General features: G+C 61.9%; 15 protein-coding genes and 1 tRNA gene. 10 read left to right on the top strand and 6 right to left on the bottom strand.

What is annotated here, in order from left to right:
• Positions 1-136: 136 nt before the first annotated feature.
• The 9 genes from ACFSNN_RS03110 to yacG all read left to right on the top strand — a co-directional run bounded on the left by ACFSNN_RS03110 (position 137) and on the right by yacG (position 8,384).
• Entirely contained in the window at positions 137-1,129 is a 993-nt protein-coding gene (locus ACFSNN_RS03110; RefSeq protein WP_012434401.1) for a polyprenyl synthetase family protein, read from the top strand.
• 48 nt (positions 1,130-1,177) lie between these two features.
• A tRNA-Pro gene (locus ACFSNN_RS03105) sits at positions 1,178-1,254 on the top strand.
• Between the two features lie 199 nt (positions 1,255-1,453).
• The gene (locus ACFSNN_RS03100; RefSeq protein WP_208949498.1) at positions 1,454-2,752 is read left to right on the top strand and encodes an HlyC/CorC family transporter; all 1,299 of its coding nucleotides are present in this window, start codon (positions 1,454-1,456) and stop codon (positions 2,750-2,752) included.
• A gap of 264 nt (positions 2,753-3,016) precedes the next feature.
• The gene (locus ACFSNN_RS03095; protein WP_134457763.1) at positions 3,017-4,312 is read left to right on the top strand and encodes a GspE/PulE family protein; all 1,296 of its coding nucleotides are present in this window, start codon (positions 3,017-3,019) and stop codon (positions 4,310-4,312) included.
• Positions 4,309-5,538: a type II secretion system F family protein gene (locus tag ACFSNN_RS03090; protein WP_134457762.1), complete on the top strand. Its 1,230-nt coding sequence runs from the start codon at positions 4,309-4,311 to the stop codon at positions 5,536-5,538. Before ACFSNN_RS03095 ends, ACFSNN_RS03090 begins: the two co-directional genes overlap by 4 nt.
• 27 nt (positions 5,539-5,565) lie before the next feature.
• Positions 5,566-6,507 (top strand): prepilin peptidase, encoded by a 942-nt coding sequence (locus ACFSNN_RS03085; protein WP_134457761.1) that lies wholly within the window; start codon positions 5,566-5,568, stop codon positions 6,505-6,507.
• A 3-nt stretch (positions 6,508-6,510) separates the two neighbouring features.
• Positions 6,511-7,113 (top strand): dephospho-CoA kinase, encoded by a 603-nt coding sequence (gene coaE, locus ACFSNN_RS03080; RefSeq protein WP_134457760.1) that lies wholly within the window; start codon positions 6,511-6,513, stop codon positions 7,111-7,113.
• Positions 7,114-7,307: 194 nt separating this feature from the next.
• Positions 7,308-8,063, top strand: coding sequence for a cell division protein ZapD (gene zapD / locus ACFSNN_RS03075; protein WP_012434407.1), 756 nt, complete (start codon positions 7,308-7,310; stop codon positions 8,061-8,063).
• Between the two features lie 123 nt (positions 8,064-8,186).
• A complete protein-coding gene (yacG, locus tag ACFSNN_RS03070; RefSeq protein ID WP_106310901.1) occupies positions 8,187-8,384 on the top strand; it encodes a DNA gyrase inhibitor YacG in 198 nt (65 codons plus the stop codon).
• Positions 8,385-8,463: 79 nt separating this feature from the next.
• Here yacG and mutT read toward each other — a convergent pair whose 3' ends face one another.
• The 5 genes from mutT to ltrA form a co-directional block, all read right to left on the bottom strand.
• On the bottom strand, positions 8,464-8,889 hold the full coding sequence (mutT, locus tag ACFSNN_RS03065; protein ID WP_134457759.1) for an 8-oxo-dGTP diphosphatase MutT: 426 nt from the start codon (positions 8,887-8,889) through the stop codon (positions 8,464-8,466).
• Positions 8,890-8,897: 8 nt separating this feature from the next.
• Positions 8,898-9,767 (bottom strand): ATP-binding protein, encoded by an 870-nt coding sequence (locus ACFSNN_RS03060; protein WP_134459094.1) that lies wholly within the window; start codon positions 9,765-9,767, stop codon positions 8,898-8,900.
• Positions 9,768-9,821: 54 nt separating this feature from the next.
• Positions 9,822-11,063 (bottom strand): bifunctional glutamate N-acetyltransferase/amino-acid acetyltransferase ArgJ, encoded by a 1,242-nt coding sequence (argJ, locus tag ACFSNN_RS03055; RefSeq protein ID WP_134457758.1) that lies wholly within the window; start codon positions 11,061-11,063, stop codon positions 9,822-9,824.
• Between the two features lie 149 nt (positions 11,064-11,212).
• The gene (secA, locus tag ACFSNN_RS03050; RefSeq protein ID WP_134457757.1) at positions 11,213-14,023 is read right to left on the bottom strand and encodes a preprotein translocase subunit SecA; all 2,811 of its coding nucleotides are present in this window, start codon (positions 14,021-14,023) and stop codon (positions 11,213-11,215) included.
• A 202-nt stretch (positions 14,024-14,225) separates the two neighbouring features.
• On the bottom strand, positions 14,226-15,926 hold the full coding sequence (gene ltrA / locus ACFSNN_RS03045; protein WP_134457756.1) for a group II intron reverse transcriptase/maturase: 1,701 nt from the start codon (positions 15,924-15,926) through the stop codon (positions 14,226-14,228).
• 1,220 nt (positions 15,927-17,146) lie between these two features.
• On the opposite strand from ltrA, the gene ACFSNN_RS03040 reads away from it, so the two are divergent.
• Positions 17,147-17,632: a DciA family protein gene (locus ACFSNN_RS03040; RefSeq protein WP_134459092.1), complete on the top strand. Its 486-nt coding sequence runs from the start codon at positions 17,147-17,149 to the stop codon at positions 17,630-17,632.
• 70 nt (positions 17,633-17,702) lie between these two features.
• On the opposite strand, the gene lpxC is transcribed toward ACFSNN_RS03040, so the two are convergent.
• On the bottom strand, positions 17,703-18,620 hold the full coding sequence (gene lpxC / locus ACFSNN_RS03035) for a UDP-3-O-acyl-N-acetylglucosamine deacetylase (protein ID WP_106285167.1): 918 nt from the start codon (positions 18,618-18,620) through the stop codon (positions 17,703-17,705).
• Positions 18,621-18,719: the final 99 nt, after the last annotated feature.

Here is an 18,719-nt window from a genome sequence, read left to right as displayed (position 1 = left end):
GCGTAGCGCCCGGCGTCTTGCCGCACAGCCCCGGCGCGCGGTTCTGCTGCCGCCCGGAACGCGCCGCGCCGCAGCCTGCGACCCGGAACTGTCGCGATTCGCCTTATAATTCGCGGCACTACCCAATTCAGCCATCATGTCGTCGACTGCCACCCCCTCCTCCAACGCCGCCAGCCTGCTCGCTCCGATCGCCGAAGACATGCAGCAGGTCAATCGCGTCATACGGCACCGTCTTGCGTCCGACGTGATGCTGATCAACCAGATTTCCGAGTACATCATCAGCGCCGGCGGCAAGCGGCTGCGGCCCGCGCTGCTGCTGCTGGTGGCGGGCGCGCTGGGCGAAACCACGGGGCACCGGCATGAGCTGGCCGCGGTCGTCGAATTCATCCATACGGCCACGCTGCTGCACGACGACGTGGTCGACGAATCCGACTTGCGGCGCGGCCGTCAGACCGCCAACGCGCTGTTCGGCAACGCCGCGAGCGTGCTGGTGGGCGACTTCCTGTACTCGCGCTCGTTCCAGATGATGGTCGGTGTCGGCAAGATGCGCGTGATGGAGATTCTGTCGGAGGCGACCAACATCATCTCCGAGGGCGAGGTCCTACAGCTCCTGAACATGCACGACGCCGACGTGGACGAAGCCCGCTACATGCAGGTGATCCGCTACAAGACCGCCAAGCTGTTCGAAGCAGCCGCCCAACTGGGCGCGGTGCTGGCCGGCTCGGACGCGAAAACGGAAGCCGCCGCGGCAGAGTTCGGCCGGCGCATCGGCACCGCGTTCCAGATCATGGACGACTGGCTCGACTACACGGGCACGGCTGAATCGATGGGCAAGAACGCCGGCGACGACCTTCGCGAGGGCAAACCCACGTTACCGCTGATCTATCTGATCGAACGCGGCACGCCGGAGCAATCGGCGCTCGCGCGAGAAGTTATCGAGCAAGGCGGCACGGACCGTTTCGACACCATTTTCGAAGCGATCACGCGCTCCGGCGCGCTGGATCACACGCTCGAATGCGCAAAAAAGGAAGCTCAGGCCGCCGCAGCAGCAATTTCTTCATTTCCGGATTCCATTTTTAAAGAGAGCCTGCTAGAATTATGTTCTTACTCGACGGCAAGACAGTCTTGAACGAGACTGGAACGCCGGCTTAGTCTGAATCGAGTCTGCAGTACACATCGGGGTGTAGCTTAGCCTGGTAGAGCGCTACGTTCGGGACGTAGAGGCCGGAGGTTCGAATCCTCTCACCCCGACCAGATTCGCCTTGTTAGTTCAAGGCTCAAAAAACCGCCCAGCTTGCTCGGCGGTTTTTTGTTTTTCGGCCAAGTGCACGTGTTATGTCCCTCACGCGCCCTGCACCGCCATCGCCGCCCTGTCTTTTGCCGCCAGCGCGGACGGCGCGCGCAAGCCCCTCTGCTATATTCTCTTCATCCTTTCCCCTATCCTTCACGACGCGTGGAACAACTTCCCTTATGGGCGCAGATTGGCGCCGTCTTTCTGCTGCTTATCTGCTCGAGCTTCTTTTCGATTTCCGAAACGGCGATGATGGCGATCAATCGCCATCGCCTGAAACATCTGGCCAATCAGAACGCGCTCGGCGCAAAGACCACTCAAGGTCTCCTCGCGCAGACAGATCAGCTTTTGAGCGTCGTGCTGATCGGCAACAATCTGTTCAACACCATCATTCCGGTGCTCACCACCTCGATCGCGCTGCACACGTTCGGCCGTAACAACCTGGTGCTGTCGATCGCGACCGGTATCGTCGCGTTTCTGATCATCGTGTTCGCGGAAATAACGCCGAAGATCGTCGGCGCGACGTTCCCTGAGAAAGTCGCGCTGCCGGCCAGCTTGCTGATTGCGCCCATGATGCGCATCGCCAGACCGCTAGTCTGGTTCGTCAATCTTTTTGCAAACGGCATTCTGCGCGTGCTGCACATCAATACGAAAGGCGCACACGACCAGCGCCTCTCGACCGAAGAACTGCGCACCATCGTGCTCGAGTCGGGCAGCTTCATGCCGACCAAGCACCGCAGCATTCTGCTGAACCTGTTCGACCTGGAAAACATCTCCGTCGACGACGTGATGATCCCGCGCCGCCGCATCGAGGCGCTGGATTTCGACGCGCCGTTCGAACAGATCCTGCATCAACTGGAAACCTGCTATCACAACAAGCTGATCGTCTATCAAGGCGACATCGATCGGGTGCTCGGTGTGCTGCACGTCCGCAAGACACTGGCGGCGCTGCACAACCAGGAGCTCGAGCGCGAGACGCTTCGCGAACTGCTGGCCGAGCCGTACTTCGTGCCGAGCGGCACGCCGGTTTTCCAGCAATTGCAATTCTTCCAGGAGAGCCGTCACCGCACGGCGCTGGTCGTCAACGAATACGGCGAGTTGCAAGGCCTCGTCACGCCGGAAGACATCATCGAGGAACTGATCGGCGAGTTCACTACCTCGATCCCGCGCGGCGCCAACTCTCGCGGCGGCTGGAACGAGAGCGGCGAATGCATCGTCGCCGGCAGCATGCCGCTGCGCGAGTTGAACCGCTGGCTGCATCTCACGCTGCCCACCGACGGACCGAAAACGCTCAACGGCCTGATCCTCGAAATTCTCGAAGATATTCCCGACGGCGACGTGTGCGTGCAGATCGGCGAAGTCAAACTCGAAGTGATGCGAAGCGACGATCAGGCGATTCGTACGGTCAAGCTGTTCAGGCCGCCTACGCGTGCGAAAGCCGGCAAGGTATTGCGCGGCTAGGTAAGAAGACTTAACTGCGCAACTTCACAACGCTGCGCACGAGAGCCGCGTACGACAGGCAACAGCGCGAATCGGGCGAGCACCACAGCCACGCACGACAGGCCGCAGCAGCATCGCACGCGCCAGGCACGGCGGCCAGACATCCAGCAGCATCGCACACGGACACAGCGCGCGCCATTAGCCGAATGGCCGAATAGCGGCGCCCGCCACCTTGCCGGAAGATGAACCCGTCGTGTTCTACAGGCGGTTCATCACCGGTCTCTCATGCAAGCATCTTTCCAACCCGCGGCAGCGTCGCCGCGTCCCGTCGCAAGCGCCCACGAAAGCGCCGTCAGAGCGAAGCTGAAACCATTCGCACCCGATCTCAGCGCAGCAAATCCCGCCGACACCGACAACGCTCCCGCCGTGCGTCTCCTGACTGACACATTGCAGGAAGCAACTCGCCGGAACGCGTCGGACCTTCACATCGAGCCAGCGGAACACGGCTGGCGCGTGCGCTTGCGAATCGACGGCGTGCTGCACGAAATGCCGCCGCCGCCCGCGCATCTGCGCGACGCGTTCATTACTCGGGTGAAGGTGCTGGCTCGTATGGATATCGCCGAGCGGCGCGTGCCGCAAGACGGCCGGCTGCGCATTTCCACTTCGCCGGGACGCGTTGAAGACTACCGCGTCAACTCGCTGCCCACGCTATTCGGAGAAAAGCTCGTGCTGCGCAGACTCGACGCGCTGCCCGCCGATCTTTCACTCGACTCGCTCGGCCTCGATCCGCATCAACGCAAAACAGTGGACGCCGCGATTCGCGCGCCGCACGGCCTCATGCTTGTCACCGGTCCCACAGGGAGCGGCAAGACATTGTCGCTGTACTGCTTTCTGAATTTGCTCAACGGCGAGGCCCGCAATCTCTGTTCGGTGGAAGACCCCGCGGAGATCCAGTTGGCGGGCATCAATCAGGTCAGCGTGCGCGAGAAAGCCGGGCTTACTTTCGCCGTGGCGCTACGTGCGTTTCTTCGTCAGGATCCCGACGTGATCATGGTCGGTGAAATTCGCGACGAAGAGACCGCCGACGTCGCGGTGAAAGCCGCGCAAACGGGCCACCTTGTCCTGTCGACCCTGCATACGAACGACGCGCCGGCAGCCGTCGCGCGTCTGATCGATATCGGCGTCGAGCCGTATAACCTCGCGGCCGCGTTGCGGATGGTCACCGCGCAGCGGCTGGTGAGGCGGCTCTGCGTCGCATGCCGAGTGCCGGCGCCGCAGTCGGCCGCAGCGCTCCGAGCGGCGGGTTTCAGCGAGCATGAACTCGATGGCTGGCAGCCTTACGCCGCCGCCGGGTGTGCCGCATGTCACGGCATCGGCTATCGCGGCCGCGTCGGCGTTCATCAGGTGATGCCCGTCTCCGATGCGATGCGGGAGTTGATCGTCGCGAGCGCCGGCACGCATGAACTCGCGCGGCTAGCGCAAACCGAACAGGTGGGCACCTTGCGCGACGCGGCGTTGACGCGTGTGCGCGACGGCACCACCAGCCTCGCCGAAGCGCTCGCCGCCACCGAGGTCGCATGAACACGGCGACAATCCAAAGACCACCGGCCTCCGACATGCGTTTCAAATGGCGCGGCGTCGATGCCGACGGCGTGCGGAAAAACGGCGCACTCATCGCGCCGGACGCAGCCGTCGCGCGCTCGGTACTCAAGCGCGACAATCTGTTCATCCTCGAACTGACCGCGCACGGACCGGCACCGCGTCCCACCACGCGCGCCGCGGACATCACGCTCTTCACGCGGCAACTCGCCAGCCTGCTACGCGCGGGTCTGCCACTCGCGCCCGCGCTGGACCTGCTCGCGCAAGCCGAGACTTCGCGGCGTCAAGGTATGGCGCGGATCGTCGGCGCTCTTGCACGCGACATCACAGGCGGCCTGCGTTTTTCCGCGGCATTGCAGCGGCATCCTGCGCAATTCAACGCGCTGTACTGCCAGCTCGTCGAAGTCGGCGAGGCGGCCGGCGCGCTCGCGGCCGTGCTCGCCCGCATCGCCGACGACCGCGAACGCGCCGCCGCGCAGCGCGCCAAAGTGCGCGCGGCACTGACCTATCCCGTGGCGATCCTCGTGCTGGCAATGGCCATCACCGCGGCATTGCTCGTGTGGGTCGTGCCGACCTTCAAACAGATCTTCGACGGCTTCGGCGCCAGGCTGCCCGTACCCACGCAGTTCGTGCTGGCGTTGTCGTCCGGTGTGGCGCGATGGAGCATACCGGCATTCGCCATGATCTTCGCAACCGGATCAGCAGTGACGTTTCTACTGCGACGTTCCGAAGCCGCGCGCATCCGCTTTGCTCGCGTATCGCTGACAATACCGGTCGCCGGTCCGCTGCTGCGCACGTTGTGCGCGGCGCGCTGGAGCCGCGCGCTCGGCACCTTGTTGTCAGCCGGCACGCCGCTGGCCGACGCGTTCGACTCGCTGACTCACGCCACCGGCAACGCCTTCTTCGACCGCGCCACCATGGAAATCGCCGCGCGGCTGCGGCGCGGCGAGCGGCTCGCCGCCGCGATGCGCGCGGCACGCTGCTTTCCGCCAGAGGTCGTGCAGCCGATCGCGGTTGCCGAGGAGTCCGGAGCACTCGACACCATGCTGATCGACGTGGCGTCGCTGGCGGATCGTCAAGTAGACGAAAAGATCGGCACGCTGTCGAGCCTATGCGAGCCGCTCGTCATCGTCGTGCTCGGCGCGCTGGTCGGCGGCCTCGTGATCGCGATGTATCTTCCCATTATTCAACTCGGCAACGTGGTGTAGGATCGCAGCCGAATCCATCCTAAATCTATGCGGGCTACTCTTCCACTCGTGCCAGACACCTCTTCCAGCCTGCTCTCGGGCTTGCTGCCCGGCCATTTCGCGACCGGCTTCGGCCAGGCGTTCGGCAGCTTGCCCGCAGCACTGCAAATGACGTTCGCCATTGTGTTCGGCCTCATGATCGGCAGCTTCCTGAACGTTGTCGTGCATCGGCTGCCGATCATGCTCGACCGCGCCTGGCGCGCTGAAGTCAGCGAGGCGGCCGATCAACCACAGGAAGAAGACGGCTTGCCTGCGCGCTATAACCTGTGGGTGCCGCGCAGCGCGTGTCCTCATTGCGGCCACGTGTTGAGCGCATGGGAGAACCTGCCGGTGCTGAGCTATCTACTGCTGCGCGGCCGCTGCTCCGCGTGCAAGGCGCGTGTGAGCCTGCGCTATCCGTTGCTCGAAATCGCCAGCGCAGCGTTCGCGGCCGGCGCACTCGCGTTGTTCGGCCCGACCTTCACGGCGCTCGCCGCCTTTGGTCTGTGCGCTACGCTGCTCGCCATGAGCGCGATCGACATCGACACGCATCTGCTGCCCGACTCCATGACGCTGCCGTTGCTGTGGGCGGGCATCATCGTCAATTTCAACGGTATGTTTACGAACTTGCATGATGCGGTGCTCGGCGCGATCTTCGGCTATCTGGTGCTGTGGGTCGTGCATTGGGTATTTCTACTGATACGCGGCGTCGAAGGCATGGGTCATGGCGATTTCAAACTGCTGGCGGCGCTAGGCGCATGGCTCGGCTGGGCCGCGCTGCCGCAGATTGTGCTGGTCGCCGCGGTGACCGGCGCGGTCGTCGGCCTGCTGGCAACATGGCGCGGCCGTATGCGCTTCGAAGAGCCGCTGCCCTTCGGGCCGTTTCTCGCCGCGGGCGGCGCACTGACGCTGTTTCTCGGCACGCCGCTCTATCTGGCTCTGGGAGGCTGAAGCATGTTTGCTGTGGGATTGACCGGCGGCATCGGCAGCGGCAAATCGACTGTCGCCGACCTGTTCGCGGCGCACGGTGTGCCGCTCGTCGACACTGACCTGATCGCGCACCGCATCACCGCGCCACACGGCATCGCCATGCCGCCAATCGCCGCTGAGTTCGGCGAGGCGTTTGTCGCCCCTGACGGCTCGCTCGACCGCGCCCGCATGCGCACACTCGTATTTAGCGACGACAGCGCGCGCAAACGCCTCGAAGCCATCACGCATCCATTGATTCGCGCGGAAACCGAACGCGAGCAGCGCGAGGCTCAAGGGCCTTATGTGATCGTCGTGGTGCCGCTGCTGGTCGAATCCGGCAAATGGAAGACGCGCGTGAATCGCGTGCTGACGGTGGATTGCAGCGTCGAAACGCAGATATCGCGCGTGATGAGCCGCAATAATTTCAGTCGCGAACAGGTGCTGGCGATCATCGCCCGTCAGGCCACGCGTGAAGCGCGCCTCGCCGCGGCCGACGACGTGATCGACAACGACAACGCGCCGCTCGACGCGTTAGCAGCGCAAGTCGACGCGCTGCATCGCGTGTATCTGTCGCTCGCCGGCGCATGACGCCGACATGACACCTCGGGAAATCCCGGTTGAACTTCGCAGCGATGCGCATGCCAAAAGTGCGTTGAAAACCGCCCGAAACACGTGGGAAAAGTTGCAAATGCGCGCTGAAAAAGTGCGTGATTGCTAGGGTAGTCTCACGGCATTAGAATGTTCTGCATTCCCGTCACCGACCACGCCCGAGGCGAGCCCGCTTGATCCTTTACGAGTATCCCTTCAACGAGCGAATCCGGACGCTATTGCGCCTCGAAGATCTGTTCGAGCGCTTCACGTTCTTTCTGACTCAGGAAGACGCCAGGGAACATCACGTCGCACTGACAACGTTGTTCGAAATTTCAGAGGTTGCGGGCCGCGCTGATCTGAAGTCGGATCTGATGAAAGAACTCGAACGCCAACGGCAAACACTGGCGCCGTTTCGCGGCAATCCGGGAATCGAACAGAGTGCGCTCGAGGCCGTACTCGGCGAGATCGAGCAAACTCTCGCGGGGCTTTCGCAGATGCAGGGCAAGACCGGCCAGCATCTTGCAGACAACGAGTGGCTCGCCAGCATCCGCAGCCGCGCGATCATTCCAGGCGGCACCTGCAAGTTCGATTTACCGTCTTATTACGCCTGGCAACAGATTCATCCCGATCAGCGCCGCCAGGACATCGCAAAATGGGTGACGCCGTTGCTGCCGTTACGCGACGCGGCCATCATCGTCTTGCGGCTCGCGCGCGAATCCGGCCAGGCATCCAAGGTCATGGCCATGCAGGGCAGCTATCAGCAGATGCTGTCCGGCCGTTCGTATCAATTGATGCAAGTGCGGGTGGCACCGGAATTGCGCGTGATCCCCGAAGCCAGTGCGAACAAGTACATGCTGTGGGTGCGCTTTACAGTGCAGGACGGCGATTTGCGTCCGCGTGCGGTCGATGTCGACGTACCTTTCCAGCTCACGCTTTGCAGCCTGTAAAACACGCTCGCAAGCCTGTCACGTTCACCGGGTAAATCAGAAAGGAAGGGGCACGCCTTTAAAGCGGCGAAAAATCCCCCTATATTCGTTACTTGTTCCGTTTGCAATTGATTGCCTGACCGTATGCCTACTGTCGTCAAATGCCCCACTTGCGGAAAGGACGTCCGCTGGACACCTGAAAACCGCTTCCGCCCCTTCTGTTCCGATCGCTGCAAGCAGATCGACCTTGGCGCCTGGGCCGCTGAGAAGTACAAGATCGGCGGGTCCGAGCAGGAAGCGTCGTCGGACGAGACGCCTGGCGGGGATTACACCCCGCATTGAGCAGCGGCCCGCTGGGCAGGCCATGCCGATCGGCGCCGCGGTGAAGCAGCGCCAGGCGTCGCGCGTCCTGCTCTTCGCTTCAGTTCTCTTCGGCTGCGAGCCATTCCAGCACGGGAATGGTCGCCGGCAACAGCGGCTCGACATCCGCGGGCAGCGTCTGCCAGACAAAAGCCTGACCTTCGCGGCCGTGCGGCTCGCCGGACCACTGCGTCACTTTGCAGAAAAAGAGCCGCACATACGCGTGCGGGTAATCGTGTTCGAGCGTATGCCAGAGATGGCTTGCTTCGACGTCGATACCCAGCTCCTCATGCAACTCACGTGCGAGCGCGGCTTCGACCGATTCGCCCGCTTCCAGCTTGCCGCCCGGAAACTCCCAGTAGCCCTCGTACGGCTTGCCTGCCGGGCGCTGCGCCAGCAGATAGCGCCCGTCGGGCTGGACCAGCACGCCGACCGCGACTTGCGTCACCTTGCGGCCGGCGGCGTTCTTCTCGACGTCGTCGTTCATGCTGACGCTCACGCTGAGGTTTTGCGGCCGGACCAGTCGCGCGCGAATTGCCACGCGACGCGTCCTGAACGCGATCCGCGCTCGAGCGCCCACACCAGCGCATCGCCGCGCGCCGCTTCGACTTCGGCGTCGTCGCAGCCGAAATGGCGCAACCAGTGGCCGATAATCGACAGGTAGTCGTCCTGTTTGAACGGATAGAAGCTGACCCACAGCCCGAAACGCTCGGACAGAGAGATCTTTTCTTCGACCAGTTCACCAGGATGAATCTCGCCGTCGGACGTGTGCTTGTACGTCTCGTTGTCGCTCATGTATTCGGGCAACAGATGGCGGCGGTTCGACGTCGCGTAGATCAGCACGTTGTCCGATTGCGCGGCGATCGAGCCGTCGAGCGCAACCTTGAGCGCCTTATAGCCCGATTCGCCGTCTTCGAACGAAAGGTCGTCGCAGAACACCACGAAGCGCTCCGGCCGCTGCGCGATCAGGTCGACGATATCGCCGAGGTCGTGCAGATCGTCCTTATCCACTTCGATCAGACGCAAGCCGTCTTTGGCATACGCGTTCAGACACGCCTTGATCAGCGACGACTTGCCGGTGCCGCGCGCGCCCGTCAGCAAGACGTTATTGGCCGGCTGCTTGTGCACGAATTGACGCGTGTTCTGCTCGATCAGGCCTTTCTGGCGATCGATGTTTTGCAGGTCGTCGAGCGTGATTGCCGAGATGGCAGGCACCGGCTGCAGGTAGCCGCGCCCCTGGCGTTTGCGCCAGCGGAAGGCCACTGCCGCCGACCAGTCGATATCAGGCGAAGCGGGCGGAAGCATCGCTTCGAGGCGAACGAGCACGGCTTCGGCTCGGGTCAGAAACTGTTCGAGTTTATCCATGGCTGGAAAGTAAGCGGCCATGAGGCCGCGTTAAACCCCTGATGAGGAACCTGGTTACGAACGATAGTCGGCGTTGATGCTCACATAGTCGTGCGACAGATCGCAAGTCCAGATCGTGGCTTGCGCATCGCCGCGGCCGAGCACCACACGAATGCCGATCTCGCTCTTCTTCATGACGCGCTGGCCGTCTTCTTCACGGTAGGCCGGATTGCGGCCGCCGGCAGTCGCAACCAGCACGTCGTCCAGATACAGATCGATCTTGCCGACGTCGAGATCGTCCACGCCGGCATAACCGATGGCCGCGAGAATGCGGCCGAGATTCGGATCCGATGCGTAGAAGGCCGTTTTCACGAGCGGCGAGTGGCCGATCGCATAGGCGATCTGGCGGCATTCGCCGACGCTCGAACCGCCTTCCACTTGCACGGTCATGAATTTGGTCGCGCCTTCGCCGTCGCGCACGATCAGTTGCGCGAGGGTCTGGGCGACTTCGGTCACCGCGTCGCGCAGCGCTGCAAAAGCGGGCGAGTCGGTGGACGTGATCGCCGGCAGGCTCGATTTGCCCGACGCGATCAGAATGAACGAGTCGTTGGTCGACGTATCGCCATCGATCGTGATGCAGTTGAACGAGCGGTCCGCCACATGCTTGACCAGCGCGTCGAGCACCGGCTGGGCGACGGCGGCGTCGAACGCGAGGAAGCCGAGCATGGTCGCCATGTTCGGCTTGATCATGCCCGCGCCCTTGCTGATGCCGGTCAACGTGACCGTGTGACCGTCGATCGTGACCTGGCGCGACGTGGCCTTGGGCAGCGTGTCGGTGGTCATGATCGCCTGCGCGGCGTCGTACCAGTTCGCTTCCTTGCGGTTCGCCAGCGCGGCCGGCAAACCCGCTTTCAAACGATCGACCGGCAGCGGCTCCAGAATCACGCCCGTCGAAAACGGCAGCACCTGTTCCGGCGTAATGTCCGCCAGACGCGCGAGTTCGGCGCAGGTTTCGCGCGCCGCCACGAGGCCTGGTTCACCCGTGCCCGCGTTCGCGTTGCCGGTGTTGATCACCAGCGCGCGAATCGGCTTGCCGCCGGCGCGCACGCGTTCCAGATTCTCACGGCACACGGTGACGGGCGCCGCGCAAAAACGGTTCTGCGTGAACACGCCGCCCACCGTGGCGCCGTCGCCCACGGAAATGACGAGCACGTCTTTGCGGTTCGGCTTGCGAATATTCGCCTCCGCCCAGCCGAGCGAGACGCCGGCGACGGGGTGGAGTTGAGCGGGATCGATCGAGGGGAAATTGACAGCCATGGTCGCGACCTGTCGAAGAAAATGCCGGCAGGCGCCGGCATCGGGGAAACGGAACTGATGGCCCGGGCGTGCTGCCGGACCACCGCGAAATCAAGACAAGCAAACGTACAAAACGACGCGGCGCGCCTCTCAGCGCGCCGCATTCGGCATTAGACGATCTTGCCGTGGCACTGCTTGTACTTCTTGCCGCTGCCGCACGGGCACGGGTCGTTGCGGCCGACCTTCGGCACGTTGTCCGCACTCAGGTTCGCCGCTGCCGTATGCGACGAGCCGTGGCTCATTGCATCGCCGATCATGGCGGCGGTGGCTGCCTCCGCGGCAACAGGCGCTGCGGCGGCTGCTTCGGCGAATTCGGCGTGGCGGAACTCGACGTTTTCAAGGTGGCCGCCCTGCTCTTCGAGCTGTTCGGCAGCCTGTTCCAACTGTTCCGGCGACTGGATCTGCACGTTCATCACCACGCGGGTGACTTCGAGCTTCACCGCGTCGAGCATGGCGGCGAACAGTTCGAACGCCTCGCGCTTGTATTCCTGCTTCGGATTCTTCTGCGCATAGCCGCGCAGATGGATGCCCTGACGCAAGTGATCGAGCGCGGCCAGATGTTCGCGCCAGCTACGGTCCAGCGTTTGCAACATGATCGAGCGTTCGAACGCGCTGAACGATTCGCGGCCGACCAGTTCGACCTTCGCTTCGTAGGCTTCGTCCGCGGCGGCTTCGACCGCCTCGAGAATCTCGTCCGCGCTGATCGAGTTCGACTCGTTGATCATTTCCTGGATCGCGAGATCGAGCTGCCATTCGTTGCGCAGCACTTCTTCCAGCTCGGGCACGTCCCACTGCTCTTCAATGCTGCCTGCCGGCACGAACTGGTGAACGATTTCGCCGATCACGCTCTGGCGCATCGCGCCGATCGTCTCGGTGATGTCGTTCGCTTCAAGCAATTCGTTGCGCTGCTGGTAGATCACCTTGCGCTGATCGTTCGACACATCGTCGTATTCGAGCAATTGCTTGCGAACGTCGAAGTTGCGCGCTTCCACTTTGCGCTGCGCCGATTCGATCGAGCGCGACACGATGCCCGCCTCGATCGCTTCGCCTTCCGGCATCTTCAGGCGGTCCATGATCGCGCGCACGCGATCGCCGGCGAAAATGCGCAGTAGCGGATCTTCCAGCGACAGATAGAAGCGCGACGAACCCGGGTCGCCCTGACGGCCGGCACGGCCGCGCAACTGGTTGTCGATCCGGCGCGATTCGTGGCGCTCGGTGCCGATGATGTGCAGACCGCCCGCGGCCTTCACCTGATCGTGCAGCGCTTGCCATTCGTCGTGCAGCTTCTGGATGCGGCGCAGCTTGTCGTCTTCAGCCAGCGTTTCGTCCAGTTCGAGGAACGACGCCTGCTTTTCCGCGTTGCCGCCGAGCACGATGTCCGTACCGCGACCGGCCATGTTGGTGGCGATCGTGATGCGCTTCGGACGGCCGGCTTCGGCGACGATCTCGGCTTCGCGCGCGTGCTGCTTGGCGTTCAGCACTTCGTGCGGCAAACCGGCCTGCTTCAGCAGATGCGAGAGCAACTCGGAGTTTTCGATCGACGTCGTGCCAACGAGCACCGGCTGACCGCGCTCGTAGCAATCGCGGATGTCGCGGATCACCGCGTCGTAACGTTCCTTGGCGGTCTTGTAGATCTGATCCTGCTTGTCGATCCGCTTGGGCGGACGGTTGGTCGGGATCACGACCGTTTCGAGACCATAGATCTCGTTGAATTCGAACGCTTCCGTATCCGCAGTGCCCGTCATGCCGGACAGCTTCGCGTACATGCGGAAGTAATTCTGGAACGTGATCGACGCGAGCGTCTGGTTCTCGCTCTGGATCTTGACGTGTTCCTTCGCCTCGACAGCCTGGTGCAGACCGTCCGACCAGCGGCGGCCCGACATCAGACGGCCGGTGAATTCGTCGACGATCACCACTTCGCCGTTCTGCACCACGTAATGCTGGTCCTTGAAGAACAGCGTGTGCGCGCGCAGCGCGGCGTACACGTGGTGCATCAGCGTGATGTTCTGCGGCGCGTACAGGCTTTCGCCCTCGCCGATCAGGCCCCACTCGGCGAGCAGGCGCTCGGCCTTTTCGTGGCCCGATTCCGTCAGGAACACCTGGCGGCCTTTTTCGTCCAGCGTGTAGTCGCCCGGCTTTTCGACGCCGGTGCCGTCAGCTTTCTCTTCGCCGATCTGGCGTTCGAGCAGCGGCGGCAGCGCGTTCATGCGCACGTACAGGTCGGTGTGATCTTCAGCCTGGCCGGAGATGATCAGCGGCGTACGGGCTTCGTCGATCAGGATCGAGTCGACCTCGTCGACCACCGCGAAATTCAGGGCTCGCTGCACACGCGCGTCGGTCTCGTAGACCATGTTGTCGCGCAGGTAGTCGAAGCCGAATTCGTTGTTGGTGCCGTACGTGATGTCCGCCGCGTAGGCTTCCTGCTTCGCGCCGTGATCCATCTGCGACAGGTTGATGCCGACCGACAGACCGAGGAAGTTGTACAGGCGCGCCATCCATTCGGCGTCGCGCTGAGCGAGGTAGTCGTTGACCGTGACCACGTGCACGCCGCGGCCCGACAGCGCGTTCAGGTACACCGGCAGCGTAGCGACGAGCGTCTTGCCCTCGCCGGTGCGCATTTCACCGATCTTGCCGTAGTGCAGAACCATGCCGCCGATCAGTTGCACGTCGAAGTGGCGCATTTTCAGCACCCGCTTGCTGGCCTCGCGGCACACCGCGAAGGCTTCCGGCAGGATCTTGTCGAGCGATTCGCCGCTCGCGACGCGCTGGCGGAATTCACCCGTTTTGGCGCGCAGTTGATCGTCCGTCAATTGCTCGATCTGCGGCTCGAGCGCATTGATCGCCGCGACGGTCTTTTGATATTGCTTGACTAGCCGCTGGTTACGGCTGCCAAAAATCTTCTGTAGAAAACCGGTGGTCATCGGATCGGTGTCTGCGTCGCGGCTTCGGCTGGGTCGCGGCGTGCAGTTCATGCACGCGCGCTCCGGGGTCGGAAGGGCCTCGGCGGCTTAGTCCAAGAGTGAATTGTCGGGTAGCCCGACCTTCTTACGAAGATCGGGCCCCCCGAGAACCGTACGTGCGAGTTTCCCCGCATACGGCTCAAATCTACAAACAAAGTTCTGTCTACGACAGAACCGGCTTAGTTACTACAAGTTTACCAACGTGTACCTGCTGGTGACAGTGCGGGTGAAGCAAGACCCGGTTGGACAACTTGTCTGACCCGCCATGCATCCGATATTCCAGATGATGGTCGTGCCAGCCTGTTTCGTCCGTCAAGGCACAGCCGCAGTGCGCACACAACCCGCTCTGCGACATGTACAGCTTTGCCCACTGTTTCCGGTAGCGCATCGAATCCCACAGACGCGTCTGCCGCAGTTGCTCGCCATATTGCTCCCACTTCGGATCAAAGGGATTGAATTCTCCTTGGATCTTCTTGTGTCTCCTGATCGCCGTACCGCTGAGTTGGTACAACTCCATCAGGCCCCAACTGCCATCGTCTCGAACCGTCCGGACCGCGAACACCCACTGTCGAGCGTCGATTGAGTGGAAGTACTTCTGTCGCACCCAACTGCTGCTCTTTCGCGGATGTCGCCGCTTGGACCACCACCAGAGCCTCCGGAACACCAGATGCTCCATGCGGGTGTACGCCTTTTTGGCCGTAACCGGATGGTGATACTGCGCCCATCCGCGCAACATTGGGTTTAGCAGTCGGATCATCTCCTCCTGCTTCACCGTCTTGTTGCTGCTAATCGTTTCCGCCACCTTGCTGTAGAACGCTTTCGCGTTCTTTTTGCTCGGTTTGATGAGCATCTTTCCCGAGTACTTCCGGAAATTCCACCCAAGGAAATCAAAGCCGTCGTCAATGTGAGTGATCCGCGTCTTTTCCTCCGATAACTGCAACCCTCGAACCGCAAGGAATGCCTCCACCCAAGGTCGGACCTCTTGCGCCAGTATCTCTTTCGAGTCACCGGTTATCACGAAGTCGTCCGCGTACCGCACCACATTTACCTTCAGCCTTCGGGCTTTCATGATCCCCAGTTTTGCACCGAGATGCACCGCCAGTTCTCGTTCCAGCCCGTTCAGCGTTACGTTAGCCAACGTCGGGGAGATGATGCCTCCCTGCGGCGTACCGGCCTCAGTCGCCCGTAGCCGACCTTGATAAATCAGGCCGGCCTTCAACCATTTCCGGAGGATTCCTCTGTCCATCGGGACATTGGTTTCCAACCAGTCATGACTGATGTGGTCGAAGCACCCCTTGATATCCGCTTCTAGCACCCACTTGGCCGAGGCCTCTTGGGACATACAGACGCGGATTTGGGACATCGCGTCGGCTGTCGAACGATTCAACCTGAACCCGTAAGAGTTCAGGTCGCTCGTCGATTCCGACACTGGCTCCAAGGCCAGCAGATACAGAGCTTGCATCGCCCTGTCCCGCATGGTCGGAATGCCCAGTGGACGTTCCTTCCCATTTGCCTTGGGGATAAAGACTCTCCGTAATGGCAGAGGCTTGTATCCGCGCCGCTTCAACCTGCCGATGGCTTCCCACCGGCTTTCAGGCGAATCCCATAGCTCGCGATCGACTCCAGCCGTTCGCGCACCCTGGTTTTGCGTAACACGTCGTACCGCATACAGCTTTGCAGACAACGTGCGAGTTAGCATCCGTTGCAGGGCTTTCACCCTACGCCAGTCACCTTCCCGCGTCGCCTTCGCAATTCGAATCTGCATCCCTCTCACGTTCCGCTCAACCCGTCGCCAATCTACGGCGTACCAGTTGTCCGGCGCGCGGGAAAGCGCAGATCCGGTCTTTCGACCAGATACTTTCATGCTGCTCTCCTACCTGGAAAAGTCCCCAGACAGAAGGCGCATCTCCCCCAGCGGGGTAGATACACCCCGCTGGGGAACAACAAAACTCAATGCAGGCGCATGCACCTGCATCTGACCAAGTTACAGAGGGTAGTCAGCCGTCTTGCGACGGTAGACCAGACGGAAGTCTGCCCGCTTTCGCGTGGGGTGATGTTCCAACCCCTATCCGAACCATTACAGCCCGGCTTTCGCTTTTTCCGTCCTCCCATACCTGCACAATCAACAGCGTCCCTTGCGGTTCGCCTGCCAGCCTTACTGCGCTGGCAACCATACAGGCTTACCACGTTCCCGGCATGTCACACGACTGACTTAGGTTCTGCCTATTCCCCGGCGGTATCACGAACGACGTAACCCGAGATTCGAGCGGGCTATCCAACCGCATACCTTTTTGGTTAGTGCCTATCAGCAGCTTTGGCACACAATGCTAACGAGGTTTATCAGCAGTTCACTTCCGTTAACCCTATCAGCCAGCCTAGCGCCTTACCCCCTTGCTGCTAGGAGTATCCAGACCGCCTCCTCGCGGAACCAATCTGCCCGAAACGTCCGGGGGCTACATTGTCAGAAGAGCTTCACACCCCACCGTTGCCAGTGACGCATGTCTTCCTAGGCTACTGCTGGTCGTACAGCAGGTTCACTACCCTCGTCTTCCAACAAACGAGGTCGAACAATGACACACCGAGCTTTCGCTCGTATCGTTTAGCGAAACCCTTGCCTGAAGGCTCGGGAATTGCAAACATCACCCCCGCCCTGTCGGCGGAGGTGAAGCCGCTGACTGGGCGGGACCTGATGGTAATCAAGCCCATGCAACAAGGTTCCCGGCTGATTGCTCCGGTTTCCAATTTCACTACAAGGATGCTTCCCATAGGGTTGCATCCGCTTCCTAAAGTGCGGCCCACAAGGGGGCCGCCTGCGGAGGGCATGGTGAGTTACCTCAATAACCCTCTAGTCGATGCTCCGTAACGTGGAGCAGCCGGACACGAGCGTGCGTGTCGCACCGAATCGCGCATTTTAGCACGCGCCCCCGCCCACGCTTATGTCAGCAGCGAGACGGCGGCAGGGCATCGGAAGCCCGCCGCAGCGAGCTCTGGCAGTCCGCATTGAGGCGGGCCCGCGTGCGTCCTGCGCGGTACAATCGCGGCGTGAACGCGCATAGGGTGCGGACACGCCGTTACCCATCGAAAATGAGCCGTTTTCCTTCCTTTTCAAGGCCGCCGCCCCAGCAGTTCAAGGCGCGCCGCCCGCAGCCGGTCGCCGAGGTGCTCAATCGCACCGACGCGTTCGCGGCCCTGCGCGCGGGCGTCGAGCAGATTGCGGCGTTGGAGAAGGATCTGCGCGCGCTGCTGCCCGACTATCTGGCGGCGAGCGTCGAACCCAGCTTTATCAAGGAAGGCGTGCTGGCCCTGTTCGCCGGCCATAACGCGCTGGCGGCGCGGCTGCGGCATCTGGAACCACGGCTGCTGGCGGACCTGCAGCAGCGCGGCTGGCCGGTCAATTCTCTGCGGATTCGCGTGCGGCCGCAGGCGGTCAAGGAACCGCCGCCGGTCAAACAGGCGCGCATGACGCCGGCTGGCGCCGATGCGCTCCACGCGCTGAGCGAATCTCTGGCGCCGTCGCCATTACAGGAAGCCTTGGCGAAAATGGCGGCCCGGCATCGGAGAAATCGCTAGCAAAAGAAAAGCGGCCCGACTGGGCCGCTTACTTTTCATGCGCTTGCTTCGGAAATTTCACCCCAAGGCGTTAGGCAAAAGCCGTCTGCGTCTCGTAGGCAAAACCGCGCGGCGCCTTCTGCGTGTCGTCGAAGGTGACGATTTCGTACGAATCTTCGTGCGCCAGCAGTTCGCGCAGCAGCGCGTTGTTCAGGCCGTGGCCCGACTTGTACGCGTCGTACGCCGCCAGCAACGGATGGCCAACCACATACAGGTCGCCGATCGCGTCGAGCATCTTGTGCTTCACGAACTCGTCGTCGTAGCGCAGGCCGTCGTTGTTCAGAATGCGGTATTCGTCCAGCACGATTGCGTTGTCCATGCTGCCGCCACGCGCCAGACCCAGTTCGCGCATCATTTCCACCTCATGCGCAAAACCGAAGGTGCGGGCACGCGCGATTTCGCGCACGTACGATGTATTGGCAAAATCCACTTCCAACGCCTGACCGGTTTTATCCACAGCCGGGTGACGGAAATCGATCGTAAATTTAAGCTTGAAACCGAAATACGGGTCGAGACGCGCGAATTTATCGCCGTCACGAATTTCGACCGGCTTGGTGACCTTGATGAATTTCTTCGCCGCGTTCTGCTCTTCAATACCGGCAGACTGAATCAGAAACACGAAAGAACCGGCGCTGCCGTCCATGATCGGAATTTCTTCGGCGGTGACGTCGACATAAAGATTGTCGATGCCGAGACCGGCGCAGGCGGACATCAGATGCTCGATGGTCGAGACGCGCGCGCCGTCCTTCTGCAACACGGAAGCCAGACGCGTATCGCCAATCGCCATCGCCGACGCGGGAATGTCCACCGGCGTGGCCAGATCCACGCGCGAAAACACGATGCCCGTGTCCGGCCCGGCCGGACGGAGCGTCAGTTCGACTTTGCGGCCCGAATGCAGGCCGATGCCGACTGTCTTGACGATTTGTTTGATAGTGCGCTGCTTCAGCATGGTGATCTTCTATTCGATTGAAAATCCCAATCGGGACTTTTTATTCCATAGCGGGAATTATACTCCAATACCCTAAGGAGCGTCTTTTCACGGAACGTA

The sequence above is a fragment of the Paraburkholderia dipogonis genome (assembly GCF_042680985.1).
GTDB lineage: Bacteria > Pseudomonadota > Gammaproteobacteria > Burkholderiales > Burkholderiaceae > Paraburkholderia > Paraburkholderia phytofirmans.
The sequence above is the reverse complement of the archived record's forward strand: the minus strand, read 5'-3'. Positions and strand labels throughout refer to the sequence as shown.